The organism is Flavobacterium sp. KH_001, from assembly GCF_057840745.1.
Window position 1 is genome coordinate 2,008,522 of sequence record NZ_CM174520.1, and the last position, 26,121, is coordinate 2,034,642.

Consider the following 26,121-nt stretch of genomic DNA (forward strand, 5'->3'; position numbering starts at 1 on the left):
ACTATTTTTGTTCTTCGTTTTCGAGATTGGTTTTAAAAATTTAATCTCAAAGTTTTAAATAAATAAAGACAAATGAAAAAAATTCAAATGGTTGACTTAAAGAGTCAATATGAAAAAATAAAATCTACCGTTGATGCTTCAATTCAGGAAGTTTTAGATACAAATACTTATATAAATGGACCTTTGGTTCATCAATTTCAAAAAAATCTTGAAGATTATTTAGGAGCAAAACACGTAATTCCGTGTGCAAATGGTACTGATGCTTTGCAAATTGCCATGATGGGACTGGATTTAAAACCAGGTGATGAGGTAATTACTGCCGATTTTACCTTTGCTGCTACTGTTGAGGTAATTGCTTTGTTGCAATTAACACCAGTTTTAGTTGATGTTGATATGACGAATATGAATATTGATATTGAGGCAATTAAAAAAGCAATCACACCAAAAACAAAAGCAATTGTTCCGGTACATTTATTTGGCCGTGCGGCGAATATGGATGCGATTATGGAAATTGCTACTGAACATAATTTATACGTAATTGAAGATAATGCACAGGCAATTGGAGCCGATTATGTTTCTAAATCAGGTACAAAAAGCAAAGTGGGAGTTATTGGTCATGTTGCTGCAACCTCATTTTTTCCTTCTAAAAACCTAGGATGTTATGGAGATGGCGGAGCGATTTTTACAAATGATGATAAATTAGCACACATTATCCGCGGAATTGTAAATCACGGAATGTATGAGCGTTATCATCATGATGTGGTAGGTGTCAATTCACGTTTAGATAGTATTCAGGCAGGAGTTTTGAACGCAAAATTGCCTTTGTTAGATGAATATAATGCAGCACGTCGTTTGGCAGCTTCAAAATACAACGCAGCTCTTTCTGGAAATGCACACATCATTACGCCAGAATTTGATGCAAACGAGAATGATCACGTTTTTCACCAATATGTATTGAGAATTGTTGATGCAGACAGAAATGCTTTAATGCAGCATTTATTGGATAAAGGAATTCCTTGTGCAATTTACTATCCAATTCCGTTGCATTCGCAAAAAGCGTATGTTGATACTCGTTATAAAGAAGAGCAATTTCCGGTAACCAATCAATTAGTAAAAGAAGTTATCGCTTTACCAATGCACACTGAGCTTGATGATGAGCAGATTAAATTTATTACAGATTCTGTTTTAGAATTTTTAAACAAATAAATCATGAAGAAATTAGGTATTTTAATTTTGATGATTCTTGTTCAGTTTTCAGGTTTTGCACAAAAATCTAATGCTAAAGAAGAAACAGCTGTTACTAATCAGGTAGAGATTTTGCGTAAGGCAATGATTGATGCTGATGGAGCTAAATTAAAATCACTGACTTCTGAAAAATTGAGTTACGTTCATTCGAATGGTAATTTTCAAAATCAGGCAGAATTTATAGACGGAATTGTTAGCGGAAAATCAGATTTTGTAACTATTGAATTTCAGGATCAGACCATAGCAATTCAGAATGAGGTCGCAATCGTGAGACATGTTTTGGCAGCACACACCAAAGACGGTGGTGTTGATAAAGATATTAAAATCGGAATAATGCTTGTATGGCAAAAGCAAAAGAATAATTGGATTTTGATTGCAAGGCAGGCATACAAATTAACTACATAAAAAAAAACAACACAAAAAACAACCAAAAAAATGAAAGTATTAGTAACAGGAGGATTAGGATTTATTGGTTCTCACACGGTAGTCGAATTGCAAAATGAAGGCTTTGAAGTTGTGATAATTGATAATCTTTCGAATTCTTCAGAAGATGTTTTAAAAGGAATTACAAACATTACAGGAAAGACACCTTTATTCGAAAAGTTAGATTTAAGAGAAAAAGCATCAGTTCAGGATTTCTTTAAAAAACACAGCGATGTTACCGGAGTAATTCATTTTGCAGCTTCAAAAGCTGTTGGAGAAAGTGTTGAAAATCCGTTGTTGTATTATGAAAACAACATCAGCAGTTTGGTTTATCTTTTACAGGAATTACAGCAAAAACCTGAAGCAAGTTTCATTTTTAGCTCGTCTTGCACGGTTTACGGTCAAGCCGAAAAAATGCCAATTACCGAGGATGCTCCCGTACAAGAAGCAATGTCTCCTTACGGAAATACAAAACAAATTGGAGAAGAAATTATAACAGATACTACGAAAGTAACCAACATCAACGCAATTTTATTGCGTTATTTCAATCCGGTTGGGGCGCATTCATCTAATGAAATTGGAGAATTGCCATTAGGTGTTCCTCAAAACTTAGTGCCTTTTATTACACAAACGGGTGTAGGATTACGTAAAGAATTATCTGTTTTTGGAGATGATTACCCAACTCCTGACGGAACTGCAGTTCGTGATTATATTCACGTAGTAGATTTGGCAAAAGCGCACGTAATTGCTTTACAGCGTTTGTTCAATAAAAAGAATTTGCAAAAAGTAGAAACCTTTAATTTAGGGACCGGAACTGGAAGTTCAGTTTTGGAAGTAATCCATAGTTTCGAAAAAGTCAGCGATAAAAAACTGCCTTACATTATTAAACCACGTAGAGAAGGTGATATTACTGAAGCCTATGCAAATACAGATAAAGCAAATAATGTTTTAGGCTGGAAGGCAGAATTAAGCTTAGACGAAGCAATGGCAAGCGCCTGGAAGTGGGAACAAAAAGTTCGTTCTTAATTTAGTATTCGGTCTCAATTATACGTAGAGGCGCACAGCAGTGCGTCTCCCGTCAGCAATAAAAATCCCATTTAATCGATTAGATTATTTGGGATTTTTATTTTGACTCGATTTATTTTTGTAATTTTGTAAGATTAAAATGTAGGAATTATGGAGCAGAAAGAGGAAAATGAAAAGAATGATAAGGTTGAAGAGCCTAGAGTGGAATACGAAGTTCAGAAACCTAAGTTTAAAGGAATAGACCGCGAGACTTTTGATTTTGATGCTGAGTTTGCAAAAGGATTAACTCCAGAGGAAGCAAAAGCTGAAGCGAAAAGAAGAATTAGAGAATGGTGGGGAAAATAGAAGTTATTTTTACGCCTCCAGTAATTCAGTATCTTGACGATTTAGCAATCGAATTATATAAAAAAGAATATTTTGGCTTTATTGAATCTGCGGAAGAATATGTTTCTAATATTTATGATGCAGTTCCTGAAAGAATTAAAAAATCTCCTCAAAAGAAAACGCCAAAATCTCTCCAATATTTAGGTTCAAATTATATTTTTTACAAAGCAAATACAAGAACAACTTGGTACATCTTCTTTGAAAAAAGAAATCAAAATTATTTGATCACTGGAATAGTAAATAATTATTCTATTGAAGCGAAAGAACTTTAGTAGCTAATGTCGGTCAAAAGTTGCTGGGATTTTTTGTGCTTCACTCTCTTTGTCAAATGTCCAGGATATAATCCACCATCTTTTCTCATCAAAATAAAGTTGTATACTGTTGATTCCTCTTCTGGCAACCGGGCCGTTCTTTACTAATCTCGTTTCATAGGTGCTCCATACATGAGCAATGTTTCCGAATATTTGTACTTCACGATTGATTTCGTTTTCATAAAAAGGTGTTGTTACTACCATATCGTCCGTTAATTTATGAAAATCACTAATAGGCATAATGGTCTGTTTAATTTCTCCTTCTGAATTTAATGTGGGAAAGCAATAAATTGCATTTGAATTATGAAGCGAAAGATCTCTTTTCCATTGTCTTTTTTCTCCAATATCGCCTGAAACCACTTCATAAGAAGCTTTTATGATTCCGTCTATTGAAGTTACGTCCTCTTTTAATGGGTATTGAATCTCTTGTCCACTTAAGAATGCTGTATTTGCTATCATAATTAATGTGATTTTAAAAATTGATTTTATCATTGCTGAGTTTTTAAGTTCAGGCAAATAAAATCATAGTAAATAGCATAAGAAACTTTTTTATACAGAGGTGGGTAAATAATATACGTGTGGAAGTTTTTTTTATGTTAACGGGTTACAGTATGTATTTACTGATTGCTTTAGTGAGGCAATCTTTATACGTTTTGCCAATGGTTATTTTATTTCCTTTGGCTATAATATGATTGTCTTCTATGCTATCTATATTGGTTAGGTTGACTATAAAAGAATTGTGGACCCTCATAAATTCATTAGGTAATACATCTATTAATTCTTTTAAAGATTTATAATAGGTGTGTTTGATATTTTCTATTGTTATAATCTGAACATAATTCCCTAGGCCTTTAATTACAGCTATGGAATCAAAATGTAGTTTTATAATTTTTTTATCCGTTTTTATGAATGTAAATTTTTCTTCTTTCATCCTATTTAATCTCATTTTAAGGAATTGAGATTCTGGAGTAAATGTAAATGGTTTTATATAAAAAATCCTCACAAACATTAAGTTATGAGGATTTTTTATAAGTATAATTTTTAAACTGATCACTAAAAAAAAATGATCACTAAATACTAAAATTTAAACATTCGCCGTAACCGCTTCCTTGTCAATTTTATTAATCAAACCAGCCAATACTTTTCCAGGGCCAACTTCTGTAAATAAAGTAGCTCCGTCAGCAATCATTTGCTGTACAGACTGGGTCCATTTTACAGGAGCAGTCAATTGTATAATTAAGTTCTTTTTGATTTCGTTTGCATCAGAGACTGCGCTTGCTGTAACGTTTTGATAAACGGGGCAAATAGGAGTAGAGAAAGTAGTAGCTTCGATTGCAGCAGCTAACTCTTCTCTTGCCGGTTCCATCATTGGTGAGTGAAAAGCTCCTCCAACAGGTAAAATCAGCGCCCGTTTTGCTCCCGCAGCTTTCATTGCCTCGCAAGCCTTTTCAACTGCTGTAGTTTCTCCTGAAATTACTAATTGTCCAGGACAGTTGTAGTTTGCAGCAACTACAATTCCATGGATAGAAGCACAAACTTCTTCAACGATATTATCAGCCAAGCCTAAAACCGCTGCCATTGTTGACGGGGTAATTTCGCAGGCTTTTTGCATTGCCAAAGCACGTTGAGAAACTAATTTTAAACCATCTTCAAAAGATAAAGTTCCGTTAGCAACCAATGCTGAAAATTCGCCCAATGAATGTCCCGCAACCATTTCTGGTTTGAAATCTTCCCCTAAAGTTTTAGCCAAAATAACAGAATGTAAAAATACTGCTGGCTGAGTCACTTTAGTTTCTTTTAGTTCTTCGGCAGTACCGTCAAACATAATATCTGTAATTCTAAAACCTAAAATTTCGTTAGCTTTTTCGAATAACTCTTTGGCTAAAGCCGATGATTCATATAAGTCTTTGCCCATTCCTGTAAACTGTGCGCCCTGACCTGGAAATACGTATGCTTTCATTTGTCTAATTTATTTTTTTATTTTTTTTTGAAATTGAAAATTAGTTTCAATTGAAAGGCAAAAATAGTATTTTTTTAGCTCGTATAATCCTTAAACATATAAATCCATGCTAATCTTGAAAATCGGAGATTGAAAGAAGTGAGTAAAGTAATGACAACAGCAATAATCGGAATGATGCGTAAATCGAATGTTTGCTCGAAGAAAAACTGAGCAACACAATAAGTGGCAATACCTTGTGCAACGGTCAATCCGTAATTTACATACATGGCTCCAAAGAAATATCCTGGCTCTTTTTGGAATTTGTAATTACAATGACTGCAATATTCATTCATTTTTGGTAAACCAAAAGTTAGAAAAATATTATTGTCTTTAAATACTTTTCCTTTATGACAAACCGGACATTCGTTGCTTAAGATATGAGTTAATGTATTTGACATGACGTTGTTGTTTTTATTTATACAAAGGTATTTCATAATGAATTAAAAGTCTTTTTTATATCTTCGCTACTTATAGCACAATAAAGACATTTGTCATGAAGAAATATCCCATTTATAGTGTTCAGAATTTTAGTTGTAACGATGTACATCGTGATTTTTATGTGAATACTTTTGCAGAACATTTAAAAAGCCACAGTTTTGTCGAAGAACCGCATCGGCATGATTCTTATTTAATGGTATATTTTACAAATGGTTCGGGATTGCATGAAGTCGATTTTGATCAATTTGAAATCAAAAGAGGAAGTTTGTTTGTTCTGCAGCCAGGACAAATGCATCACTGGAGTTTGTCTGAAGATATTGAAGGTTTTGTAATTATCTTTTCGCAGGAACTTTATAATTTATATTTCGGACAGAAAAAAATCAACGAGTATAATTTTTACCATTCGATTCATAATCGGCCAGAAATGGTTTTTGAAGAAAAGGAGATGTTAAAAATCCTGCCTTATTTTGATTTACTGATTCAGGAAAACAATCAGAATAATAAATTGCAATTGGATAAAATGCTGAATTTGCTTGATTGTATTCATATTGAAATTTCAAGAAAATACAGTGAAACGTATTCCCATCAAACACATTCGTATAATATCAAAATCAACAAATTTGAATTGCTGTTAGAACAATATTTCAGACAAGAGAAATTGCCTTCTTTTTACGCCGAAAAATTAAATATCACACTAAAACATTTAAACAGAATCTGCAACGAAATTCTGCAAAAAACAGCCACAGAAGTCATTATGGATCGGGTAATTCTGGAAATAAAACGAATGTTAATCGACAAACAATTGGCGGTAAATGAAGTCGCATTTGCAGTCGGCTACGAAGATTACTCTTATTTCTCCAGATTCTTCAAAAAACAAACCGGAATGTCTCCAACAGAATTTCGAAATACTGAGAGATGATTTTTCTGCCACGACTCGAGCGATAGCGAACAGGCGAAGCAATTACGCGAATTTCCACTAATTTTTTTCTTAAAGCAGAAATGTTTTTTGCCACATATTAAAGAGTTTCACAGATTTAAAATCCATAGAATCCTTTAATCTGTGGCAAAAAAATAATTCGTGGAAATTCGTGTAATTTGTGGCAAACCCAAAAAAAGAAAAAACCCTGCACTTCCTAAAAAGTACAGGGTTCTTAACCAACCAAATTAAAACCTATTTTATAAGATTAAGCCTGTTTTGCGAATTGTAATTCGATGTTCAAACGAACTTCTTCTCCTACTAAAACTCCACCAGTTTCAAGAGCTGAGTTCCAGTTTAATCCCCAATCTTTACGATTGATTTTACCTTCAATATTTAAACCTACTTTAGTATTTCCCCAAGGATCAGTCATGGTTCCGCTAAATTCTACAGGAAATTTTACTGTTTTAGAAACACCTTTAATGTTTAAGTCTCCAGTTAATTCATATTCTCCATCATTGATTTTTTTGAATGAAGATCCTTTAAAAGATAATTTTGGGTGATTTTCAGCATCAAAGAAATCTCCACTTCTTAAGTGACCATCTCTGTCTGCGTTTGCAGTGTCGATAGAGGCGATATCACCAGAAAATTGGATATCTGCATTTTCGAAGTTGTCTCCGTCTGTAGTAATTGTTGCGTCGTAAGTTCCAAATTTACCTGAAACATTTGTAAACATCATGTGTTTAACTTTAAAACCAATTTCTGAATGTGTTGGGTCAATTGACCATTTTGTAGTTGCCATAATTTTTATTTTTTAAATAATTAATTTCATTTTGATAGGACAAAGTTACGGTGGTAGTGAGCGTAACGCACTTAACCTAGATTAAGAAATAAAATTTGTCTTTTTATTTTTTAGATTGATTATCTTAAAAATACAATTCTCATGTAGATTAAAATTATCTTTTAGGAAAAATTAGTAAAAAAAAGAAACGATAATAATCTGAATTTCAGATTGATTACCGTTTCTTTAAAAAAAAGTATTAGTTGTGTTGTGTGAATTAATAGTTCATCGGAATGTCCATCAATAAGAATTCTGCATCCGTATTTGCTTTTATAGTTAAAACATCAGTTCCTGAAATTCCAACAGCATCACGAGTGTTTAATTCCTGACCATTGATCGTTACGTTTCCTTTTAAAATGAAAGCGTAAACTCCGTTTCCTTCTTTTTTAATTTTATATTCGGTTGCAATTCCTGCATCAAAATTTCCCATATTAAACCAGGCATCCTGGTGAATCCAAACACCTTCGTCATCTGCATTTGGAGATAAAATTTGTGCTAATTTATTGTGTCTATCAGCAACATCTAAAGTAATTTGTTGGTATCGAGGCGCTACATTTCTTTTGTTTGGAAACAACCAGATTTGCAACAATTTTGTTTGCTGATCTGCATTCGGGTTAAACTCACTGTGTTGCACTCCGGTTCCGGCACTCATTACCTGAATATCGCCATTCTTGATAATCTCCGTATTTCCCATGCTGTCCTTGTGCGCTAAATCGCCTTCTAACGGAATGGTAATAATTTCCATATTATCATGAGGATGTGTTCCAAAACCCATTCCGCCTGCAATCGTGTCGTCATTCAAAACACGAAGCGCACCAAACTGAATTCTATCCGGATTGTACCAGCTAGCAAAACTAAAACTATGATAAGCGTTAAGCCATCCGTGATTTGCATTTCCTCTTGTTTCTGCTTTGTGCAATACTATATTTTCCATGATCTGTTGTTTTGTTATTTTTATAGTACAAATTTACGATCAACATGGAGGAAAAGCACTTAATGTAGATTAAGAAAAGATGCTGAGGTTCTGAGAGGCTAAGATTCTAAGGTTTTTTTTGAAGCAGAAATTTTGGTTTTTCAAAAGACGTCTAGTCCCGCTATCCCTTCCAATCTTTTATGCTGAACCCCAGCATAAAAGGATTTCCAGTTCTATCGGGGCTAAATGAGAAATTTTGTTTTCAGAATTCGACAATCTTTGGCGAGCTGCTTGTGTGATCTCTCCTTCGTCGAGATGACAAGATTGTATTTAGAGAATTACATTCAAAGGGAAATAAAACTTTGCTACTTCGCTCCCGATACTTATCGGGATTGCGAGATTAAAAGAAACTCGTATTATTTAATCCTAATCAATTTCCCTTTTCCAACTACTTCATTAAGATAATTCGCAGCCGAACTTTGCTTATCATGCATGTAAAATGGAATAGTATCTTTTTTGATTTGATCTTTTGAAATACTTATAATTAAATCGGTATTCATAAAATTTTCCAATAGAATTAAATTGCCATAAGAAATTTTTCCTTTTGGCATATACTTGCTATCAAACACAAAAACACTATCCTTAAAAGTAATTTTATCCTTTTGGATATACGAATTGTCTTCTTCTATTAAATAGTTATAACGGCCATTAAGTTTATCCGTTTCCTGATTTAAGTTAATAGAAAGCAACGTTATTATTAAAATAAGATATTTCATGATTTTCTAACTATATTGATTTATAAACTGCTGCACAACAGCATCCGTATTATCATGGCGTTTTTTCTGTTCTAAAGCAATCGGCGGAGCAGCTCTTTCTAAACAATTTTTCACGTCACAGGTTTCACACGTTACGCCTACAATTCGTTTTACAAGCGGTTTTCCTTCTATGAATTTGAATTTCTTTTTCATTGCGGGATTTATCAAAATTCCAACAGAAATACTTCGGATAGTATCATGTAAAAAAGGATCTTTTGTGGCTGATGAAAAAACCAAATATTCATTGTTGCTATGCGTATAGCTCGAAATTTGGGCATCAAAAAAATGAGGTTTATTTTGTTTGATGGCCTCGTCTATGGTTTTGACTGAAACCCATCTTCTGCAATAATGCTCGTTGGTTTCGTTGGCGTGTGGTTCTTGCTGATTGGTAATATGTAATTCTTTTTTGATCTGATATACATCGGAACCAATTTTGTGGGACATTCTTAAAAAGAATAAGTTTTTCAGATGAAAATCTTTAGGCAATAAATTGGTTAATCTTTGGTAAAATGATTCCGGAGAAACTTCGAAACTTTCGATTAGAGCGACGAATTCTTCGGGGTTTGGTTTCTCATTGTTTAAGAAGTCGTTGATTTTGTCCACAACCAATTGTCTTGGTAGCAATAAAGCTCCCGCAAAATAAGAAGCGTAAAAATTATGCAAAACCTGATCAAAATTATCAAATTTAATCCAGCTGAAAGTCAGTAAACGATCGGAGATTTTAAGGTAATTATAAGCGATTTCTTTAGCTAAAATAAAAGCTCTTTGCGGATCATCAATTTCTGTTGAAAGCAATAAGGTTTTGCTTTTCGGAACATAAATCGAACGCAAATCGCCCAAAGCTTCCTGATCTGTAAAAGCAATTTCTGTAATAGTATAATCGTATTCTTCTTTAAGAATGGCTTCTAATTCTTCAATTGTGATTTTTGAATCTAAATTAATTTGAAAGGATTTTGAAAAGGCAATTACCTTCTCTTCTAAATCTTCAAAATAATTACTGTGCGCTTCCTGATAAGAACGCAATGCGGCCAAAAAGAAACTTTCTCTACTTAAGTTATAATGTTGAGCAATTTCAATAATGGTACTGATAAAGGCATTGACTTTGGCTGGAGCATTGGCAATAATATCGATTAAATCTGCCTCTTGAATGCCAAAAAGCTCAAGTGGAATCTCTTTTAAAATTCCGGATTTTAAGATTTCGCCAATCGGAGCGAGGTTGTTATCGAGTTTCAAAGACACCATTTGGTCGTAAGACACGTCCAAATGTTCACACAAAAGTAAAATTTTATCTGTTTTTGGATATTTTTTTCCCTTTTCAATTTCGTTTAAATACGATTTTGAAAGATTTGTCAATTTGGCTAAGCCAAAAAGGGAGAGGTTTTTTTGAGTTCGAACCTGCTTCAGTTTTAGCCCAAATATCAGCTTTATATAGTCTTTTTCGATATCCATAAATCAAATATAACCATTTTAAAAATAATCGCCAAAAAATTATTTTTAATATTTAGCGAACGTTCGCTTGTTTTGTAAAAAACTTTTTTCTAATATTGTGGTGTAGAAATTATTAGATATCAAAACGTTAGGATTGAAATTCCTGAAAATGGATGGAAGTTGATTTAACGAAAAGATTATTTAAAGAACTAAATAAAATCCACAGCTATGAAAAACCAATTAGAGATTACCGAGACGGCAATGGAATTTTTAGCCGAAAAGAACTTTTCTTATCCAAGTATTTGGACAGAAGAAGCAATTGTTTTTATAACCGAATTGCATCGAAAATTCGAAGCCCAACGCAAATTGCTGTTATTACAGCGTGATCAAAAACAAGTCGCTTTGAATCTGGGTATTATGCCTTCTTTTCCTTCAGATACCAAAACCGTCAGAGAAAGTAATTGGGTGGCTGGACAAATTCCGAAAGATTTGTTGGACAGAAGAGTAGAAATTACCGGACCAGTTGATCGCAAAATGATTATCAACGCATTGAATTCGGGAGCCAAAACTTTTATGGCCGATTTTGAAGACAGTACTTCTCCAACCTGGCAAAATTTGATGGAAGGGCAAATGAACCTAATTGATGCTGTAAACAAAACGATTTCTTACACCGATTCGGTTAAAAACAAAAGTTATCAGTTAAATGAAAAAATAGCAACGCTGATTGTTCGCCCAAGAGGATTGCATTTGCCTGAAAAACATCTTTTAATTGATGGAAAGGAAGTTTCAGGTTCTTTGGTAGATTTTGGATTGTATGTTTTTCACAATCATAAAAAACTTTTAGAAAACAATTCAGGACCGTATTTCTATATTCCAAAATTGGAACATTATCTGGAAGCGCGCTGGTGGAATACCGTACTTGATTTTACGGAGAATTATCTAAAATTGAAAAGAGGAACTATAAAAGTGACGGTTTTAATTGAAACGATAACGGCAAGTTTTCAGTTGGATGAAATTATCTACGAATTGAAAGAGCATATCGTTGGCCTGAATTGCGGGCGTTGGGATTATATTTTCTCTTACATCAAGAAATTCGGTAAGAATCCAAAGTTCATCGTTCCGGATCGTGATCAGGTAAATATGACGTCGCCTTTTATGAATGCCTACTCAAATTTGGTGATTCAGAGATGTCATAAAAGAGGGATTCACGCGATTGGCGGAATGGCCGCGCAAATTCCGATCAAAAACAATGAAGAAGCCAATGCACTTGCTTTTGCAAAAGTAAAAACCGATAAAGAACGAGAAGTTCGAAACGGTCATGACGGAACGTGGGTAGCGCATCCGGATTTGGTTTCTCTTGCGAAAAAAGTATTTGATGAAGGAATGCCAACTCCAAATCAGATTCATGTTAAAAGAGAACATCGCAAAATAACGGAAGAAGATTTGCTTGAACCACCAATCGGAATCATAACAGAAAATGGTGTTCGAAAAAATATCAACGTAGGAGTTTTGTATTTGGCGTCATGGCTGAACGGGCAAGGTGCCGCAGCCTTACACAATTTGATGGAAGATGCAGCAACGGCTGAAATTTCGAGATCACAATTGTGGCAGTGGCTTCAGAATAAAGTGACTTTGGATAATGACAAGAAATTAGATTTGGCTTATTATCACGAATTGGCTTTAGATGAATATCAAAAAATTAAATCGGAATTAGGAGAGGAAAACTATGAAAAACGTCAATTTCCTCTAGCCGAAAAAGTATTAGAAAGATTAGTGGTAAATACTGATTTTGTTGACTTTTTGACTATTCCATGTTACAAATACCTTTAACAATTAAAAATTAAAAATCTGCGATCTGTGCTAAATCTGCGTGACAAATACTTTTAATTTTTAATTCTCAATTTTTAATTGAATAAAATGCTTTACTAACCAACTTAACTATATTATTTATGAAAACAACAGAAGACAGAATTCAGGAATTGATTAACGATTGGATCACGAACCCGAGATGGAAAGGCGTTGAACGTCCTTACACGGCTACAGAAGTAGTTACTCTTCAGGGTTCTTATCAAATTGAGCATTCTATTGCCAAAATGGGAGCGCAAAAATTATGGAAAAAGTTAAAAAGTCAGGATTATGTTGCTGGTTTGGGCGCATTGACAGGAAATCAGGCGATTCAGGAAGTCGATGCTGGTTTAGAAGCGATTTATTTGAGCGGCTGGCAAGTTGCGGCCGATGCAAATTTGGCAGGAGAAATGTACCCTGACCAATCACTTTATCCGGTAAATAGTGTGCCGATGGTGGTAAAAAAGATTAATAGTGCTTTATTGAGAGCTGATCAGATTCAGGTTGTAAATGAAGTAGAAGATAAAAAAGATTATTTAGTTCCGATTGTGGCCGATGCCGAAGCTGGTTTTGGGGGAAACCTAAATGCTTTTGAACTAATGAAGTCTATGATTGAAGCCGGAGCTTCTGGAGTTCACTTTGAAGACCAATTGAGTTCTGCTAAAAAATGTGGGCATTTGGGTGGAAAGGTTTTGGTACCAACTCAAGAAGCGATTAATAAACTAATTGCAGCTCGTTTGGCTGCAGATGTTATGGGAGTTTCGACTTTAATTGTGGCAAGAACAGATGCGGATGCTGCTAATTTATTAACCAGCGATGCCGACCCGAGAGATCATAAATTTATTACGGGAGAAAAAACGAACGAAGGTTTTTTCTATGTAAACAGCGGTATCGATCAGGGAATTGCGAGAGGCTTAAGCTACGCACCTTATGCCGATTTAATTTGGATGGAAACCAGCAATCCTGATTTGGTTTATGCTAAAAAGTTTGCGGATGCCATGCGAAAAGAATTTCCGGATAAAATGTTAGCGTACAATTGTTCTCCATCGTTCAATTGGGCAGCAAAATTGTCTGTTGCTGAAATGGAAACGTTCAGGGAAGATTTGGCTGCAATGGGATATAAATTCCAGTTCATCACTTTAGCAGGTTTCCACGCTTTGAATACGAGTATGTTCGAATTGTCTAAAGCCTACAAAGAAAGAGGTATGGCAGGTTATTCTGAATTGCAGGAAAGAGAATTTGCACTTCAGAAAAACGGATTCAGAGCCGTAAAACACCAGGCTTTTGTTGGAACTTCTTATTTTGATGCAGTTCAAAATACGGTAACAATAGGAAGGTCTTCTACTACAGCGATGAAACATTCTACGGAGGTTGAGCAATTTTAATTTTTTTCCGCCACGAATTCACGAATTTTTACTCTTAAAGATTGTAAAAAAAATAATTCGTGAATTCGTGGCGGAAAATCTTATTTCTTTAAAAGCCTTGCTTTCATTTTGCTGAAAAATTCTGGAGTAACACCAATGAAAGAAGCGATTTGTTTTTGAGGGACTTTATGAACCAGTGATCCGTATTTGGTCGTAAATTTTTCAAAGCGTTCTTCGGCTGTTAAGCTCAAATTATCCATTAATCGTTGTTGATTGGCAACTAAGGAGTTTTCAATTAAAATTCTAAAAAAACGCTCTAATTTTGGAATATCATGATACAATTGTTCCTGATTTTCTTTTGAAAGCGAAACCACTTCAGCATCTTCTAAAACTTCGATAAAAAGCTGTCCCGGTTTTTGAGAAAAGAAACTGTACATATCACTCATCCACCAGCCTTGGCAGGCAAATGATAAAACATGTTCAACAATATTGTCATTAATATTGAAGCTTCTTAAAATTCCGGAATTTACAAAATAAGAATGTTTACATACTTCGCCCGCATTTAATAAAATGGTTTTGGTTTTGTAAGTGTTGGTTTCTAATTTAGATAAAAAATGAGCCTGTTCTTCAGGTGTCAGCGAAACGTGTTTGGCAATATTTTCAAGAATTAACTCCATTATTTTTCTTTTACTAGAGTGAATGAAGTCGCCTTAAAACGATTATTTTCTACTTTTCCGGTAACGGATGCTTTGCGAATCGCATTGCAGAAACCATCCTTTGCATGTGCGTCGCCATGTTCGTCAATTGTCGTTCCGTCAACAAAATACGCTTTTCCATCAATGCGAACAGCTAAATCACAGCCATTTCCTTTCATCCCAAACTGACATTCTCCACAAGCAGTTTCTACAATTTGAGGTTTTTCAGTTGCTTTTTTATCCTGTGCCTGAGTTGCGATTCCAATTAATAGGAATAGTACAAATAGTGCTTTTTTCATTTTTAAGAATTTACAGTTATTAATTTAGAAGTGTTTTTGGCACGTTCTACTATTTCTTCGATTGGTGTTGCTAATGAATCATGACTTAAAACAACTCCCATTCGGCGATATGGCCTTGAAGTTGGTTTTCCAAAAATCCTGAAATCAGTTTTTGGCAACGCAGCCACTTTTTCAATTCCGGTAAAAGTTGGGTTCGCTGAATCTTCAGAAGCTAAAATTACAGCACTTGCTCCGGCTTTTTCCAAAGTTATTTCGAAAATAGGAAGACTTAGAATAGCTCGTAAATGCAATTCGAATTCGTTGAAATTTTGAGTTCCGGCTAAAGTTACCATTCCGGTATCGTGTGGGCGAGGAGACAATTCTGAGAAATAGACGCCTTCGTTGGTTAAGAAAAATTCTACACCAAAAAGTCCTGCACCGCCAAGAGCTTCGGTAATTTTTTCAGCCATATCCTGAGCTTCGTATAAATCTTTTTCTGAAACTAAAGCTGGTTGCCAACTTTCCTGATAGTCGCCTCGTTCTTGTCTGTGGCCAATTGGAGCACAAAACAAAGTTGGATTATTATTTTGTGTAATCGTTAAAAGTGTGATTTCAGAATTAAAATCTACAAAAGCTTCTACAATCACTTCGATAACATCCCCACGTGAACCTGCAACGGCGTATTGCCATGCTTTTTCGATATCGCTTTCGGTTTTAATAGTCGATTGTCCTTTTCCGGAAGAAGACATTAGAGGTTTTACCACACACGGAATTCCGACTTCCTGAACTGCTTTTTGAAGTTCTTCTGCTGATGTGGCATATTGATATTTGGCCGTTTTTAAACCTAATTCTTTTGAGGCTAAATCGCGAATGGCTTTACGATTCATAGTAAAGTTGGCCGCTTTCGCAGAAGGAACAACGGTTATTCCTTGTTTTTCGTAATCGTAAAATCGTTCTGTACGAATGGCTTCTATTTCGGGAACAATAAAGTCGGGTTTGTGTTTGGTTACGATTCGGTCCAGCGCTTCGCCGTCAAGCATGTTGATCACTTCAAAGGCGTGGGCAACCTGCATGGCCGGAGCATTTTCGTAGTTGTCAACAGCAATTATGGTTTGTCCGATTCGTTGTGCGGCAATGACAAATTCTTTGCCTAATTCACCTGAACCTAGGAGTAGTATTTTCATATAGGAAGTTTGAAATTTTGGAATAGTAAAAGTAGGGAAAAATGTATTTAACCGCAAAGTTCGCAAAGGGTTTACGCGAAGAGCGCAACATTATGTTATAATTTTAAAAAGAGATGCGAAATACTTTCACGCAGATTTTGCAGATTCGGCAGATTTAAATTGAAAACGAATACTTTCTTGTTTTAAGTTTCTGCGTGAGGGATAGAAGTGGAAAGTCGGCAGCCTGACGGAGGAAGTGCGAGAACTTGGAACGAATAGTCCGATTCGCCGCGGCGAAACACGCCCAAACTATTTTTATGAGGTAATTTTTGTTAATAATTAATAAATAACTTCATGTTTGAGTAATTTAAAACTGACCTTAAAGCCATACTATATTTATATATTTGCCGGCTGATATATAAAACCCCAAAGTAATGAAAGTAAATTTTTTTATAATAATGAGCGCTTTGTTCATTACAACTTTTACACACGCTCAGTCAGCAGGAATAACAATTAATCTTGGAATGGGAGAGCAAAAAGCTGACGCTATAATATTTAAAAAAGACAAGCAAAAAATCAATGGAATAGTTAAATTTCCTGGTTTTGAGGATAAAAAAGTCAAAATTAAAGTTGGCGAGGAGAATGAAAAATTTGCAAGTGCTGATATAGATTCAATTCAGATTTTTGATGGCAATAAAAAATTGTCTTATACTTTTATTTGGACAAAAACAAAAGTATATAAAAAGAAAGGTACAGAGTTTAAGATTATTGACGAAAGATGGATCTGTAAAACAATCACAGGTAAGGTTTCCCTATTTATAAGTGGTGAAGAATTTGGAATAAAAGAAGTTAAGGTCGAAGATGAAAAGACTAAAGAAAAGATTAAAGAAAATAAAATGAAGATTGTTTCTAAAGATGTGAATCATTACATGCAAAGAAAGAATGAAGATTATCCTATATTAGTTTCTGTAAGCTCAAATGCTTTTTCTTCAGGATATAATGCTTTTTTTAAAGAATATGGTGTTTATTATTTTAGTGATAATCCGGAAATCGCTAAAAAAATAGAAGAGAAAGAATATAAATATGATGATATTGAGAAAGTTGTTAATTTGTATAATTATAAAGAGAAAAAACCAGAGCCAAAAGTGGCAGCAAAGCCGGAAGCAAAAGCTGTAAAAGCAAAAGCAACGCCTAAAGCAAAAACGACTAAGAAGAAATAGATAATAAAAAAAGCGATACTTTATAAGGTATCGCTTTTGTATTTTTAATGAAAATGATCTTCCTCAATTTCAAATTCGGCATCTTTTTCCCAAATTTCCATTTCACAAGGCTTACAGTTGAATTTCAGTTTGTATTCCAATTCGCCCTGTTTTAAAACCAGTGGTTCTTTTACCTTGACACCAACAATGTCTTTTTGGTGTATCGGGCATTTTTTTAATTCGTATTTGATGCAATATTTGGTTGTCATTACATGCGATTTTCCTGGATCCCATTGCAATTCAAATGCTTTTTCGATTTCGGTCACACCATGACGTTCGTAGAATTTACGAGCAGTTTTGTTCGAAACATTGTACATGAAATCTAATTTGGTTTCAGGATACGGATGTGACGTTTTTACTATTTGGTGTTCTTCGCGTTTGTAATTTTTCAAACGAATTTCGGTTAACTGATCGTAAACCGTTCTTCTCATTTCGTTGATTTTTGAAATAGGAAGGAACCAGTTTTGAGAAAACATAATATTGATTTCATTAGCAGTATAAGGTGTAAAACCTGTTTTTGCTAATTGTGTTTTAATATTTTCTTCAATTGATTCGCCAGTTTTAGTCTGCTCTTTTGCGTGTTCTAAGTTAACGATGCTTACATTTCCGTCTTCATCAGTAGCGATTAATTCGAAACCAGTTTCATTTTCTGTAAGTAATAAAGTCGTGCTGATTTTTCGGACAGCACTGTCTTCTCTTTCTACAATTTTAATGAAAGCAGCGTCGTTATTTCTGTAAATAAAAGTTCCGTCTTTTATTTCTTTTAGAACGTTCGGATATATTTTACCGTTTTCGGCTTTGTTTACGTAAATTCCGTCAGCTTCGTTGTTTTCGTTGATGAAACAAAGTCCGTCACCGTTGTTTAAGAATTCGCCGTTTTCGATTTCGTAAGCGTTTCCAACAGTTCTGATTAATTTACCAATATATAGACCTTTTGATTTTGGACTTTCCCAGGAACCAATAGAGCTATGTCTTTCATTTACAAAATAATCGGTATAACCGCGGTTAAAAGTTCTGTTCAAAGATGAATCAAAAGTATAAGTACATGTTCCAGATGAAGCTTTCATGTATTTGTCGCTTCCTTCGCCTTCTAAAAAGCTATCTAGTTTTTGACGTAAATACGAAACGTTATTTTTTACATAAACAACATCTTTCAATCTTCCTTCGATTTTAAAAGAAACAATTCCGGCTTCGATCAAATTCGGAATCTGTTCTGAAATATCTAAATCTTTAATAGAAAGTAAGTGGCTGTTTTTGATTAAAGTTTCACCGTTTCCGTCGATTAAGTTATAAGGTAAACGGCAGTTTTGAGCGCAAGAACCACGATTAGCGCTACGTTCTCCGTTGGCCACACTCATATAACAGTTTCCGCTAAAAGAAACACATAAAGCTCCGGTTACGAAAAACTCTAACTCAACGTCAGCTTCGTCGTATATTGTTTTTATTTGATGCAGGTTCAATTCGCGGGCTAAAACCACGCGTTTGATTCCGGCATCTTTTAAGAATTTAATTTTATCTGCGTCACGGTTATTGGCTTGTGTGCTGGCGTGAAGTACGATAGGAGGTAAATCCATTTCCATAATTGCCATATCCTGAATAATCAGGGCATCAACACCAATATCGTATAATTCCCAAATCATTGAGCGACACGTTTCTAATTCGTTATCGTATAAAATGGTATTCATAACGACAAAAACCTGAGCGTTAAATAAATGCGCGTATTGCACTAAAGCGGCAACATCTTCAATAGAGTTGTTGGCATTTGAACGGGCACCAAATTGTGGCGCACCAATATAAACGGCATCGGCTCCACTGTTTATGGCAGCCATTCCCCCAATTAAATCTTTTGCTGGAGCTAATATTTCAATCTTCTTCTTCATTTCTAGTACTTTAGGCTTTTGTGGTATTCACGCAAAAAAGTCTGCAAAGTTCTTATAAATATTTTGAGTTTGCTAATGCTAAAGAAGTTTTTTTTGAAATTGATGTGTTATGTTGGATAGTGATAGAAGATAAAGTTGAAAGATTATATCTTTTTTTACTATTTGGTAATTACTAATCGATTTTCTTTAGAATAATATGGATATTTAATAAGCTCCACTTTTTTGCTCTAAAATCATAATACTCTTTTGAGATATTCATTTTTAAATGTGTTTCATCAATGACATTGATTTGAGAATCAATGAATGTTTTTCTATTACTTTCTACATTATCTATATAATCTAATTCTACATATTGATCATCGTTTAGAACGAAATTATTATTTTTAAAATTGAATGTAGTTCCAAAACCATATCTGGAAAATAGAACGTTTCCTTGCGGTTTTCCCGGATCTTGAAAAGTAATATTAGTTTTGGGTAAGAATAAGCTAATTAGTTTAGAATTATTTTGCATCTCTGGATTTGGTTTGATTTCTAAATCCGGCAAACCTTCAATAAAGTAATAGTCTATTTCTTCCATTAATTCTGATGAGGCAATTTGATCATCATTTAAGTCGACTTCTAAATCTGATTTATAGGATACAATTTGGTAATTACCAATGTATTTAGAAGAGTTGTTGACTGTATTTTTATTATCATTAGTGCATCCTGTTAGAATATAAAAAATCAATAAAAGCCTCAAAATTTTCATAGTTATATTGTAAAAATTATTTTACTAAAATATAAATTTATTTTTACAAAAAGGAGCAATAATGGCATTTTACAAATTAAAAAACTTACAAATAAATATTTTCAGCTTAAATACAAGATCTACTAATGTAGTTTTAGAATGTTACAAAAACAAAAAAACTACCCAGTTTTATAACCAGGTAGCTTTCTTCTCAAAAAAATAGCATCAATTTATGACGATCTTTTCGTTTTAATTTTATCCAATGTACTTTGGATGCTGTTTAATTGTTTTGAAACAATGGCAATTTGGCTTCCGTCTAATTCATTTTTCTCAAGTGCCATTTTGAATTTTTCAACAGCAGCTTCTTCTCCGGTAATACAAGCATTGATAATAGCCTCAGTATCTCCACCGGTGAAAGATGATTTGATATCAATCCAGGTACGGTGCAAAGCTCCTAACGGACCTCCGCCAGAAGTATCTGTAGATTTTCCAAGTTTGTTGATTTGATCTTGTAATTCAACTATGAATAAAGCTCTTTCACGGGCATACTCTAAAAAATCAGCTTTGATAATCAGATCTTCTACATGTTCTGCTGCATTGGTATATCCTAGTTTTCCATCTTCCAAAATAGAAATTAATCCTTCTAAAGTATTAACTGCTTCTGTTGTGGTTTCTTCTGTATGTATCATAACTTTTAATTTTTAAATTAATGTATAATACAAAGTTGGCATTTTAATAGCCGTATGTCTTATAGAATTATAGTGTCATTTTATAAGATTGTAGAATGGGAATTTTGAAAGAAAAAATTTGTTGTCGCAGATCTCGCAGATTTTTTTATTTCTTTGAGATGAAACATCTCGTTAGGTTAGGCATAGAAATGGAAATCCTTTTTTGGCATTCCCGATAGCTATCGGGAGTCATAAAAAATATAATGGATAGTCCGTTTCGCCGTGGCAAAACACGTTCAAAATAATATAAAAAAACAGCTTAAAGTATAAAGTGATGAAACTTTGAACCTTAAGCCGTTTTAATAAAACTATTTATATTTTTATACAGTCAAAGCTTCTTTGATTCTGCGTAAAGCTTCTTTTAAAATATCATCGCTAGTTGCGTATGAAAAACGAATACAATTTGGATTTCCGAAAGCGTCACCTGTTACAGTTGCTACGTTAGCCTCTGCTAAAAGATACATTGAAACATCATTTGCATCTTTAATTTCAGTTCCTCTTAATGTTTTTCCGAAGAAAGAAGAAACGTCTGGGAATACATAAAAAGCTCCTTCAGGAACGTTGATTTTTACTCCTGGAATTTCTTTTAATAATCCAACTACTAAATCTCTACGAGTGTGGAAAGCCTGAACCATGTGGTTTAATACGCTTGGATCAGCATCTACAGCTGTAATTGTAGCACGTTGTGCTACAGAGTTTGCTCCAGAAGTTACTTGTCCCTGAATTTTTGTACATGCTTTTGCAATGAATTCCGGTGCTCCGATGTAACCAATTCTGTATCCAGTCATTGCGAATGCTTTTGCAACTCCGTTTACCGTGATTGTTTTTTCTAACATTCCAGGAATTGAACCGATACTGCAGAAAGTACCTGAGAAATTGATGTGCTCATAAATCTCATCAGCAACTACATAGATATTTGGGTGTTTTTCCAACACTTTTGCAAGCGCTGTTAACTCTTCTCTGCTGTAAACAGAACCTGAAGGGTTACAAGGTGAACTGAACCACATCATTTTTGTTTTTGGTGTGATTGCAGCTTCTAATTGTTCTGGAGTGATTTTGAAATCAGTTTCTACAGAAGTTGGAACTTCAACCGGAACTCCGCCTGAAAGTTTTACAATTTCGAAATAAGAAACCCAGTATGGTGCTGGCAAGATAACCTCGTCACCATCGTTTAACATTACTTGTGCAATGTTGTATAAAGATTGTTTTGCTCCTGTAGAAACTACGATTTGAGTTGGTTTGTACTCTAATCCGTTGTCTCTTTTAAATTTTCTTGAGATTGCTTCTCTCAATTCTAAATAACCTTCTACTGGAGAATATGTGCTATAATTTTCGTCAACTGCTTTTTTAACAGCTTCTTTAATAAAGTCTGGTGTATTGAAGTCAGGTTCACCTAAACTTAAACTGATAATGTCTTTTCCTTGTGCTTTTAATTCGCGTGCTAAAGCGGCCATAGCCAAAGTTTGTGAGGTCGCTAAGTTGTTGATTCTGTCCGAAAGAATATGATTCATTATAAAAATTTTGAATGTCCCTAATTTCAACTTTAATTAAGGAAGGTTAATTATTTAATAGATTTTTTATGCTAGTTCAGGTTTCATTCCAAGATCACGCAAATGCTTAAAGTGAGCAATTACGGCATCTGTCATGGTTCTGTATTCGTAGTAAGGTAAGTTGCATTCTTTTGCAGTTTCTTTTACAATTTTTGCGATTTTACCATAATGAATATGACTGATATTTGGAAAAATATGGTGTTCGATTTGGTGGTTCAATCCGCCAGTATACCAGTTTACAATTGCATTTTTAGGTGCAAAATTAGTAGTAGTAAACAATTGGTGAATAGCCCAGGTATTGTCCATTTCTCCTAATTCGTTTGGAGATGGATTTGTAGTTTCTTCTACAACGTGTGCTAATTGAAAAACAACGCTCAGAATTAATCCTGCCGTATAATGCATGATGAAGAAACCTATTAGAACTTTCCACCATGTAATTCCGATAACCATTGGAAGAACAATCCAGATAGAAACATAAATTACTTTCGTGATGATTAAAGTTGTCCAAAGAATTTTTGGGCTTTTTGGTTCTCCGTAAGATAATTTTCTTTTTAAATAACTTCTCATTTGCTTAAAATCGGTTGTAATTGCCCAATTGAAAGTCAATAATCCGTATAAGAAAACAGAATAATAATGTTGAAAACGGTGAAAACTATGCCATTTTGCATCTTTTGTAAAACGGATAATTCTTCCTGCATCTAAATCTTCGTCGTGTCCGGGAATATTAGTGTAAGTATGGTGTAATACATTATGCTGTACCTGCCAGTTGTAAACGTTTCCGGCTAAAACATAAATAGTTCCGCCCATAAATTTGTTGATCCAGCTTTTAGTTGAAAACGAACCGTGATTTCCGTCATGCATTACGTTCATTCCAACTCCTGCCATTCCAATTCCGATAACGATTGACAAAAGCAACATTACCCAAAATGGCATATCAAGCGTAAGGATTAAAAAGTAAGGTGTTAAAAAAACAGCGAATAGAATAACCGCTTTTAAGTGTAACTTCCAATTTCCAGTTTTCTGAATATTATTCTCTTTGAAGTAATTGTTTACCCGAGAGTTAAGTGTTCTGAAAAATTTCAGATTGTCTTGCCTTGCAAATGTAGGTGCAGTGTTATTCATAATTATTTTAAATAGGTTTCAAAGGTAATTATTATAAATTCTCAATTTGCAAAATTGAGTTAAATATTTCAATCGTAAAGTAGTACTTTTGTTAAAAATTTACAGCAATGGATGAGATATTGAAATATTTTCCGGATTTGACCGATCTTCAAATCGAACAATTTCAAAAATTAGACTTTTTATACCACGATTGGAATGAAAAAATCAATGTAATTTCTAGAAAAGACATTGATGCCTTATATACAAAACATATTTTGCATTCGCTTGGAATAGCAAAAATTATGAAGTTTGAACCCGGAGCAACTGTTTTGGATGTTGGAACCGGTGGAGGCTTTCCTGGAATTCCATTAGCGATCCTTTTTCCGGAAACACGTTTTTATTTAATTGATGTTATTGCAAAGAAAATAAAAGTGGTTCAGGGTGTTGTTGATGCGCTAGAATTAAAAAATGTAAAAGCAGAACAAAAACGTGCTGAATTGGTAAAAGGTGATTTCGATTTTATTGTGAGTCGTGCCGTGACCAATATGCCGGATTTTGTTTCGTGGATAAAAGATAAAATCAAAAAACAACATAAACACACTTTAAAAAATGGAATTCTTTACCTTAAAGGTGGAGATTTAACCGAAGAATTAGCCGCTTTTCCTAAAGCTACTTTATATGATTTGGCTGATATTTTTGAAGATGAGTTTTTTGAAACTAAAAAAGTTGTGCATTTGCCGTTGAAGTTTCAGCCTTAGAGAAGGTTTCAAGTTTAAAAAGTTTCAGGTTTCAGGTTGTTGGGACTTGTTAAAAACTGAAAATCCGGATCTTTTATTAAGATTCGGATTTTCAGTTTTTTATTTTAAAACTGCCGTGTTTAAATAATCAAGCCAGTTTTCTTTATAGCTACTACCAATTGGAATTTCTATAGTATTTATTTCTACATCATTTTTAGAATACGCCGTTAGTTTTTTAGTCTGAATAATAAAAGAGCGGTGAATGCGGATAAAATTGGAATCTAATAATTTTTCAAAAATCGAAATATTCTGTTTTATATGATGGGATTTACTGTTTTCCAGATGAATCGTAATGTAATCTTTCAAACTTTCGATGTACAAAATCTCATCAAAAATTATCTTAATGTTTTTACTTCCGCTTGTCACAAATATGTGATCTTCAGTTGTTGAAACAATCTCCTTTTTAGGAATCTGCATTTGTTTGAATTTTTCGACTGAAACAAAAAAGCGATCAAAAGTAATAGGCTTCAAAAGATAGTCAATCACATTGAGTTCATATCCTTCAATTGCATATTCTCTATACGCTGTTGTAAAAATTACTTTAGGCGGATTTTTTAGTTTTTTCAAAAAATCATTTCCCTTTAATAAAGGCATTTCAATATCCAGAAAAATTAAATCGACAGTGTTTGTTTCCAGAAAAGTGTAGGCTTTAAGCGCATTATCAAAAGAATCGATTAAATCAAAATTTTCGAAATGGCTTAAATGTGAAGCAATTAATTCTCTCGCCAAAGGCTCATCGTCAACAATAATGCATTTGTATTTCATTCAACAAGAATAAATATTTAAAAATCTAATTTAAAGGTTTTGTGCTGTCTTTTGCTATTCTTTCTAAAACTTCTTTGCCATTTTTATTTTCAGGATTTAGTTCGATCGATTTTTTATACATTTTAATAGCTTCTTCTTTCTGATCAATTTTTAAAAGAGCTTCTCCATAACTGTCATAGGCATTTGCGCTAGCAGGATTCAAGAGAATATTAAGTTTAAAAACTTCAGCTGCTTTTTGGTTCTCATTCTTTCCTAATAATTCATAACCCCAAGTATTCAAATCATCTTCAGAATGATTAAAAGCCAAGTCTTCAGCCAGATCTTTAGCTTTTTCTTCATTACAGGCTGTAATCGCATATTGTAAAGCACGATCCAGAATTTCGGCTTTTTGCTTAGAACTATTGGCGTATAGTTTTGCTATTGTACTAATTACTAAAGGAGGATTGCCAACCCAAATACCGTGACCGCAATCATGTGCTGTAATACCTGTAACATTCGGATTATTGGCTACAAACTTTCTATGACATTCTTTCCAGCGCTCGATTTCTTCAGGTTCTTTTAAGAAAGGAATTTCATTTACAAAATCAACTACCGGGATATTTTGGGGAATTGTTATTTTACTCATTATCTTGACGGTTTCAAAAATGTTTACTGCCATATAGTAAGTACCCTTATTGTTTTTCTTCCATTTAGGAATCATTTTTTCGTGCTTAATTTGTTCTTTTTCGATGACACCGTCTTCAAAAAAGTTGTGATTAACATCGATAAGTACAATGCCTTTAACTAATTTAGGATGTCTTGAAGCATAAAGTGTAGATAAATAACCTCCGTATGAATGCGAAACTAAGATGATTTCCTTACTATATCCCAATTTTTTCAGTCCAATTTCTAAATCTTCAACACTGCTTATTATTCCGTGTTTAGTATCATCAGTTTGTAAAGTATCAACTGTACTTGCTCCTAAACCTGCGCGATCATAAGTTATTAAAGGAGCATTTGTAATCGTTGAAAGTGGTTCTAAAATAGACTTCCAAACTGAAGCATTGTCTCCTCCTCCTGAATCAAAAAGTATTGGAGTTCCAGTTCCTTTTACAATCCTGAAATGAAGCTTATGATTGCCTACATCAATCAGTGTATCTATAATTTTTGATTGACTATTAACGGTAATAAAAGAGCAGAAAAATAAGAAATTAATTAAAAAATGTTTCTTCATAAGATTAGTTGGATAAT

28 protein-coding genes are annotated in these 26,121 nt (G+C 33.9%); 10 read left to right on the top strand and 18 right to left on the bottom strand.

The window, feature by feature from the left end; translation table 11 throughout:
• Positions 1 to 72 precede the first annotated feature (72 nt).
• From AC3ITQ_RS08725 to AC3ITQ_RS08745, 5 genes are all read left to right on the top strand, one after another.
• Positions 73 to 1,206: a DegT/DnrJ/EryC1/StrS family aminotransferase gene (locus AC3ITQ_RS08725; protein ID WP_489238101.1), complete on the top strand. Its 1,134-nt coding sequence runs from the start codon at positions 73 to 75 to the stop codon at positions 1,204 to 1,206.
• 3 nt (positions 1,207 to 1,209) lie between these two features.
• Positions 1,210 to 1,650 (top strand): nuclear transport factor 2 family protein, encoded by a 441-nt coding sequence (locus AC3ITQ_RS08730; protein WP_489238103.1) that lies wholly within the window; start codon positions 1,210 to 1,212, stop codon positions 1,648 to 1,650.
• A gap of 30 nt (positions 1,651 to 1,680) precedes the next feature.
• Positions 1,681 to 2,694, top strand: a complete 1,014-nt coding sequence (gene galE, locus AC3ITQ_RS08735; RefSeq protein WP_489238105.1) for a UDP-glucose 4-epimerase GalE — start codon at positions 1,681 to 1,683, stop codon at positions 2,692 to 2,694.
• Between the two features lie 150 nt (positions 2,695 to 2,844).
• Positions 2,845 to 3,039, top strand: a complete 195-nt coding sequence (locus AC3ITQ_RS08740) for a hypothetical protein (RefSeq protein WP_489238107.1) — start codon at positions 2,845 to 2,847, stop codon at positions 3,037 to 3,039.
• A complete protein-coding gene (locus AC3ITQ_RS08745; RefSeq protein ID WP_489238109.1) occupies positions 3,024 to 3,350 on the top strand; it encodes a hypothetical protein in 327 nt (108 codons plus the stop codon). The genes AC3ITQ_RS08740 and AC3ITQ_RS08745 overlap by 16 nt, the downstream gene beginning before the upstream one ends.
• Positions 3,351 to 3,353: 3 nt before the next feature.
• Here AC3ITQ_RS08745 and AC3ITQ_RS08750 read toward each other — a convergent pair whose 3' ends face one another.
• The 4 genes from AC3ITQ_RS08750 to AC3ITQ_RS08765 all read right to left on the bottom strand — a co-directional run bounded on the left by AC3ITQ_RS08750 (position 3,354) and on the right by AC3ITQ_RS08765 (position 5,786).
• Positions 3,354 to 3,848 carry a hypothetical protein gene (locus AC3ITQ_RS08750; RefSeq protein ID WP_489238110.1) on the bottom strand — a complete coding sequence of 165 codons (495 nt, stop codon included), beginning with the start codon at positions 3,846 to 3,848 and terminating at the stop codon, positions 3,354 to 3,356.
• Between the two features lie 145 nt (positions 3,849 to 3,993).
• Positions 3,994 to 4,320, bottom strand: a complete 327-nt coding sequence (locus AC3ITQ_RS08755; protein ID WP_489238112.1) for a LytR/AlgR family response regulator transcription factor — start codon at positions 4,318 to 4,320, stop codon at positions 3,994 to 3,996.
• Positions 4,321 to 4,473: 153 nt separating this feature from the next.
• Positions 4,474 to 5,349, bottom strand: a complete 876-nt coding sequence (gene fabD / locus AC3ITQ_RS08760; RefSeq protein WP_489238114.1) for an ACP S-malonyltransferase — start codon at positions 5,347 to 5,349, stop codon at positions 4,474 to 4,476.
• 74 nt (positions 5,350 to 5,423) lie between these two features.
• Positions 5,424 to 5,786: a DUF983 domain-containing protein gene (locus AC3ITQ_RS08765; RefSeq protein WP_489238116.1), complete on the bottom strand. Its 363-nt coding sequence runs from the start codon at positions 5,784 to 5,786 to the stop codon at positions 5,424 to 5,426.
• A gap of 95 nt (positions 5,787 to 5,881) precedes the next feature.
• Between AC3ITQ_RS08765 and AC3ITQ_RS08770 the strand changes: the two genes are divergently transcribed.
• Positions 5,882 to 6,745, top strand: a complete 864-nt coding sequence (locus AC3ITQ_RS08770; protein ID WP_489238118.1) for a helix-turn-helix domain-containing protein — start codon at positions 5,882 to 5,884, stop codon at positions 6,743 to 6,745.
• 265 nt (positions 6,746 to 7,010) lie between these two features.
• On the opposite strand, the gene AC3ITQ_RS08775 is transcribed toward AC3ITQ_RS08770, so the two are convergent.
• The 4 genes from AC3ITQ_RS08775 to AC3ITQ_RS08790 all read right to left on the bottom strand — a co-directional run bounded on the left by AC3ITQ_RS08775 (position 7,011) and on the right by AC3ITQ_RS08790 (position 10,760).
• Positions 7,011 to 7,544, bottom strand: coding sequence for a YceI family protein (locus AC3ITQ_RS08775; protein WP_194658030.1), 534 nt, complete (start codon positions 7,542 to 7,544; stop codon positions 7,011 to 7,013).
• 256 nt (positions 7,545 to 7,800) lie between these two features.
• A complete protein-coding gene (locus tag AC3ITQ_RS08780; protein ID WP_489238120.1) occupies positions 7,801 to 8,517 on the bottom strand; it encodes a pirin family protein in 717 nt (238 codons plus the stop codon).
• A 395-nt stretch (positions 8,518 to 8,912) separates the two neighbouring features.
• Positions 8,913 to 9,272, bottom strand: coding sequence for a hypothetical protein (locus AC3ITQ_RS08785; RefSeq protein ID WP_489238122.1), 360 nt, complete (start codon positions 9,270 to 9,272; stop codon positions 8,913 to 8,915).
• 6 nt (positions 9,273 to 9,278) lie between these two features.
• Positions 9,279 to 10,760: a helix-turn-helix domain-containing protein gene (locus AC3ITQ_RS08790; RefSeq protein ID WP_489238124.1), complete on the bottom strand. Its 1,482-nt coding sequence runs from the start codon at positions 10,758 to 10,760 to the stop codon at positions 9,279 to 9,281.
• Between the two features lie 207 nt (positions 10,761 to 10,967).
• Between AC3ITQ_RS08790 and aceB the strand changes: the two genes are divergently transcribed.
• Entirely contained in the window at positions 10,968 to 12,569 is a 1,602-nt protein-coding gene (gene aceB / locus AC3ITQ_RS08795; protein ID WP_489238126.1) for a malate synthase A, read from the top strand.
• A gap of 119 nt (positions 12,570 to 12,688) precedes the next feature.
• Positions 12,689 to 13,969 (top strand): isocitrate lyase, encoded by a 1,281-nt coding sequence (aceA, locus tag AC3ITQ_RS08800; RefSeq protein ID WP_072975370.1) that lies wholly within the window; start codon positions 12,689 to 12,691, stop codon positions 13,967 to 13,969.
• A gap of 80 nt (positions 13,970 to 14,049) precedes the next feature.
• Here aceA and AC3ITQ_RS08805 read toward each other — a convergent pair whose 3' ends face one another.
• From AC3ITQ_RS08805 to purT, 3 genes are read right to left on the bottom strand one after another with little or no spacing between them, the layout of a single operon-like run.
• A complete protein-coding gene (locus AC3ITQ_RS08805; RefSeq protein WP_489238128.1) occupies positions 14,050 to 14,625 on the bottom strand; it encodes a Crp/Fnr family transcriptional regulator in 576 nt (191 codons plus the stop codon).
• The gene (locus AC3ITQ_RS08810; RefSeq protein WP_489238130.1) at positions 14,625 to 14,942 is read right to left on the bottom strand and encodes a DUF6370 family protein; all 318 of its coding nucleotides are present in this window, start codon (positions 14,940 to 14,942) and stop codon (positions 14,625 to 14,627) included. The genes AC3ITQ_RS08805 and AC3ITQ_RS08810 overlap by 1 nt, the downstream gene beginning before the upstream one ends.
• 2 nt (positions 14,943 to 14,944) lie before the next feature.
• Complete coding sequence (gene purT, locus AC3ITQ_RS08815; protein WP_489238132.1) at positions 14,945 to 16,105, bottom strand: formate-dependent phosphoribosylglycinamide formyltransferase; 1,161 nt, start codon at positions 16,103 to 16,105, stop codon at positions 14,945 to 14,947.
• 413 nt (positions 16,106 to 16,518) lie between these two features.
• Between purT and AC3ITQ_RS08820 the strand changes: the two genes are divergently transcribed.
• A complete protein-coding gene (locus AC3ITQ_RS08820; RefSeq protein ID WP_489238134.1) occupies positions 16,519 to 17,304 on the top strand; it encodes a hypothetical protein in 786 nt (261 codons plus the stop codon).
• Between the two features lie 44 nt (positions 17,305 to 17,348).
• On the opposite strand, the gene AC3ITQ_RS08825 is transcribed toward AC3ITQ_RS08820, so the two are convergent.
• The 5 genes from AC3ITQ_RS08825 to AC3ITQ_RS08845 all read right to left on the bottom strand — a co-directional run bounded on the left by AC3ITQ_RS08825 (position 17,349) and on the right by AC3ITQ_RS08845 (position 23,350).
• Entirely contained in the window at positions 17,349 to 19,223 is a 1,875-nt protein-coding gene (locus tag AC3ITQ_RS08825) for a peptidase U32 family protein (protein WP_489238136.1), read from the bottom strand.
• Positions 19,224 to 19,395: 172 nt separating this feature from the next.
• Entirely contained in the window at positions 19,396 to 19,971 is a 576-nt protein-coding gene (locus AC3ITQ_RS08830) for a hypothetical protein (protein WP_489238138.1), read from the bottom strand.
• Between the two features lie 209 nt (positions 19,972 to 20,180).
• Positions 20,181 to 20,639: a ferritin-like domain-containing protein gene (locus AC3ITQ_RS08835; protein WP_026985616.1), complete on the bottom strand. Its 459-nt coding sequence runs from the start codon at positions 20,637 to 20,639 to the stop codon at positions 20,181 to 20,183.
• 359 nt (positions 20,640 to 20,998) lie between these two features.
• A complete protein-coding gene (locus AC3ITQ_RS08840; protein WP_026985617.1) occupies positions 20,999 to 22,189 on the bottom strand; it encodes a pyridoxal phosphate-dependent aminotransferase in 1,191 nt (396 codons plus the stop codon).
• Between the two features lie 66 nt (positions 22,190 to 22,255).
• Positions 22,256 to 23,350, bottom strand: a complete 1,095-nt coding sequence (locus AC3ITQ_RS08845; protein ID WP_489238140.1) for a fatty acid desaturase family protein — start codon at positions 23,348 to 23,350, stop codon at positions 22,256 to 22,258.
• A gap of 107 nt (positions 23,351 to 23,457) precedes the next feature.
• Between AC3ITQ_RS08845 and rsmG the strand changes: the two genes are divergently transcribed.
• Entirely contained in the window at positions 23,458 to 24,087 is a 630-nt protein-coding gene (rsmG, locus tag AC3ITQ_RS08850) for a 16S rRNA (guanine(527)-N(7))-methyltransferase RsmG (protein ID WP_194658041.1), read from the top strand.
• Positions 24,088 to 24,186: 99 nt separating this feature from the next.
• On the opposite strand, the gene AC3ITQ_RS08855 is transcribed toward rsmG, so the two are convergent.
• Positions 24,187 to 24,891, bottom strand: a complete 705-nt coding sequence (locus tag AC3ITQ_RS08855; protein ID WP_489238142.1) for a LytR/AlgR family response regulator transcription factor — start codon at positions 24,889 to 24,891, stop codon at positions 24,187 to 24,189.
• Between the two features lie 25 nt (positions 24,892 to 24,916).
• Positions 24,917 to 26,104: an alpha/beta fold hydrolase gene (locus AC3ITQ_RS08860; RefSeq protein ID WP_489238144.1), complete on the bottom strand. Its 1,188-nt coding sequence runs from the start codon at positions 26,102 to 26,104 to the stop codon at positions 24,917 to 24,919.
• Positions 26,105 to 26,121: the final 17 nt, after the last annotated feature.

Coding starts and splice junctions, on each gene's coding strand:
- AC3ITQ_RS08810 (WP_489238130.1), bottom strand. CDS start 14,942: ATGAAAAAAGCACTATTTGTACTATTCCTATTAATTGGAATCGCAACT.
- AC3ITQ_RS08750 (WP_489238110.1), bottom strand. CDS start 3,848: ATGATAGCAAATACAGCATTCTTAAGTGGACAAGAGATTCAATACCCA.
- AC3ITQ_RS08825 (WP_489238136.1), bottom strand. CDS start 19,223: ATGAAGAAGAAGATTGAAATATTAGCTCCAGCAAAAGATTTAATTGGG.
- purT (WP_489238132.1), bottom strand. CDS start 16,105: ATGAAAATACTACTCCTAGGTTCAGGTGAATTAGGCAAAGAATTTGTC.
- AC3ITQ_RS08780 (WP_489238120.1), bottom strand. CDS start 8,517: ATGGAAAATATAGTATTGCACAAAGCAGAAACAAGAGGAAATGCAAAT.
- galE (WP_489238105.1), top strand. CDS start 1,681: ATGAAAGTATTAGTAACAGGAGGATTAGGATTTATTGGTTCTCACACG.
- AC3ITQ_RS08845 (WP_489238140.1), bottom strand. CDS start 23,350: ATGAATAACACTGCACCTACATTTGCAAGGCAAGACAATCTGAAATTT.
- AC3ITQ_RS08805 (WP_489238128.1), bottom strand. CDS start 14,625: ATGGAGTTAATTCTTGAAAATATTGCCAAACACGTTTCGCTGACACCT.
- AC3ITQ_RS08790 (WP_489238124.1), bottom strand. CDS start 10,760: ATGGATATCGAAAAAGACTATATAAAGCTGATATTTGGGCTAAAACTG.
- fabD (WP_489238114.1), bottom strand. CDS start 5,349: ATGAAAGCATACGTATTTCCAGGTCAGGGCGCACAGTTTACAGGAATG.
- AC3ITQ_RS08765 (WP_489238116.1), bottom strand. CDS start 5,786: ATGTCAAATACATTAACTCATATCTTAAGCAACGAATGTCCGGTTTGT.
- aceB (WP_489238126.1), top strand. CDS start 10,968: ATGAAAAACCAATTAGAGATTACCGAGACGGCAATGGAATTTTTAGCC.
- AC3ITQ_RS08860 (WP_489238144.1), bottom strand. CDS start 26,104: ATGAAGAAACATTTTTTAATTAATTTCTTATTTTTCTGCTCTTTTATT.
- AC3ITQ_RS08755 (WP_489238112.1), bottom strand. CDS start 4,320: ATGAAAGAAGAAAAATTTACATTCATAAAAACGGATAAAAAAATTATA.
- AC3ITQ_RS08730 (WP_489238103.1), top strand. CDS start 1,210: ATGAAGAAATTAGGTATTTTAATTTTGATGATTCTTGTTCAGTTTTCA.
- AC3ITQ_RS08830 (WP_489238138.1), bottom strand. CDS start 19,971: ATGAAAATTTTGAGGCTTTTATTGATTTTTTATATTCTAACAGGATGC.
- AC3ITQ_RS08855 (WP_489238142.1), bottom strand. CDS start 24,891: ATGAAATACAAATGCATTATTGTTGACGATGAGCCTTTGGCGAGAGAA.
- aceA (WP_072975370.1), top strand. CDS start 12,689: ATGAAAACAACAGAAGACAGAATTCAGGAATTGATTAACGATTGGATC.
- AC3ITQ_RS08835 (WP_026985616.1), bottom strand. CDS start 20,639: ATGATACATACAGAAGAAACCACAACAGAAGCAGTTAATACTTTAGAA.
- AC3ITQ_RS08775 (WP_194658030.1), bottom strand. CDS start 7,544: ATGGCAACTACAAAATGGTCAATTGACCCAACACATTCAGAAATTGGT.
- AC3ITQ_RS08740 (WP_489238107.1), top strand. CDS start 2,845: ATGGAGCAGAAAGAGGAAAATGAAAAGAATGATAAGGTTGAAGAGCCT.
- AC3ITQ_RS08745 (WP_489238109.1), top strand. CDS start 3,024: ATGGTGGGGAAAATAGAAGTTATTTTTACGCCTCCAGTAATTCAGTAT.
- AC3ITQ_RS08840 (WP_026985617.1), bottom strand. CDS start 22,189: ATGAATCATATTCTTTCGGACAGAATCAACAACTTAGCGACCTCACAA.
- AC3ITQ_RS08820 (WP_489238134.1), top strand. CDS start 16,519: ATGAAAGTAAATTTTTTTATAATAATGAGCGCTTTGTTCATTACAACT.
- rsmG (WP_194658041.1), top strand. CDS start 23,458: ATGGATGAGATATTGAAATATTTTCCGGATTTGACCGATCTTCAAATC.
- AC3ITQ_RS08770 (WP_489238118.1), top strand. CDS start 5,882: ATGAAGAAATATCCCATTTATAGTGTTCAGAATTTTAGTTGTAACGAT.
- AC3ITQ_RS08785 (WP_489238122.1), bottom strand. CDS start 9,272: ATGAAATATCTTATTTTAATAATAACGTTGCTTTCTATTAACTTAAAT.
- AC3ITQ_RS08725 (WP_489238101.1), top strand. CDS start 73: ATGAAAAAAATTCAAATGGTTGACTTAAAGAGTCAATATGAAAAAATA.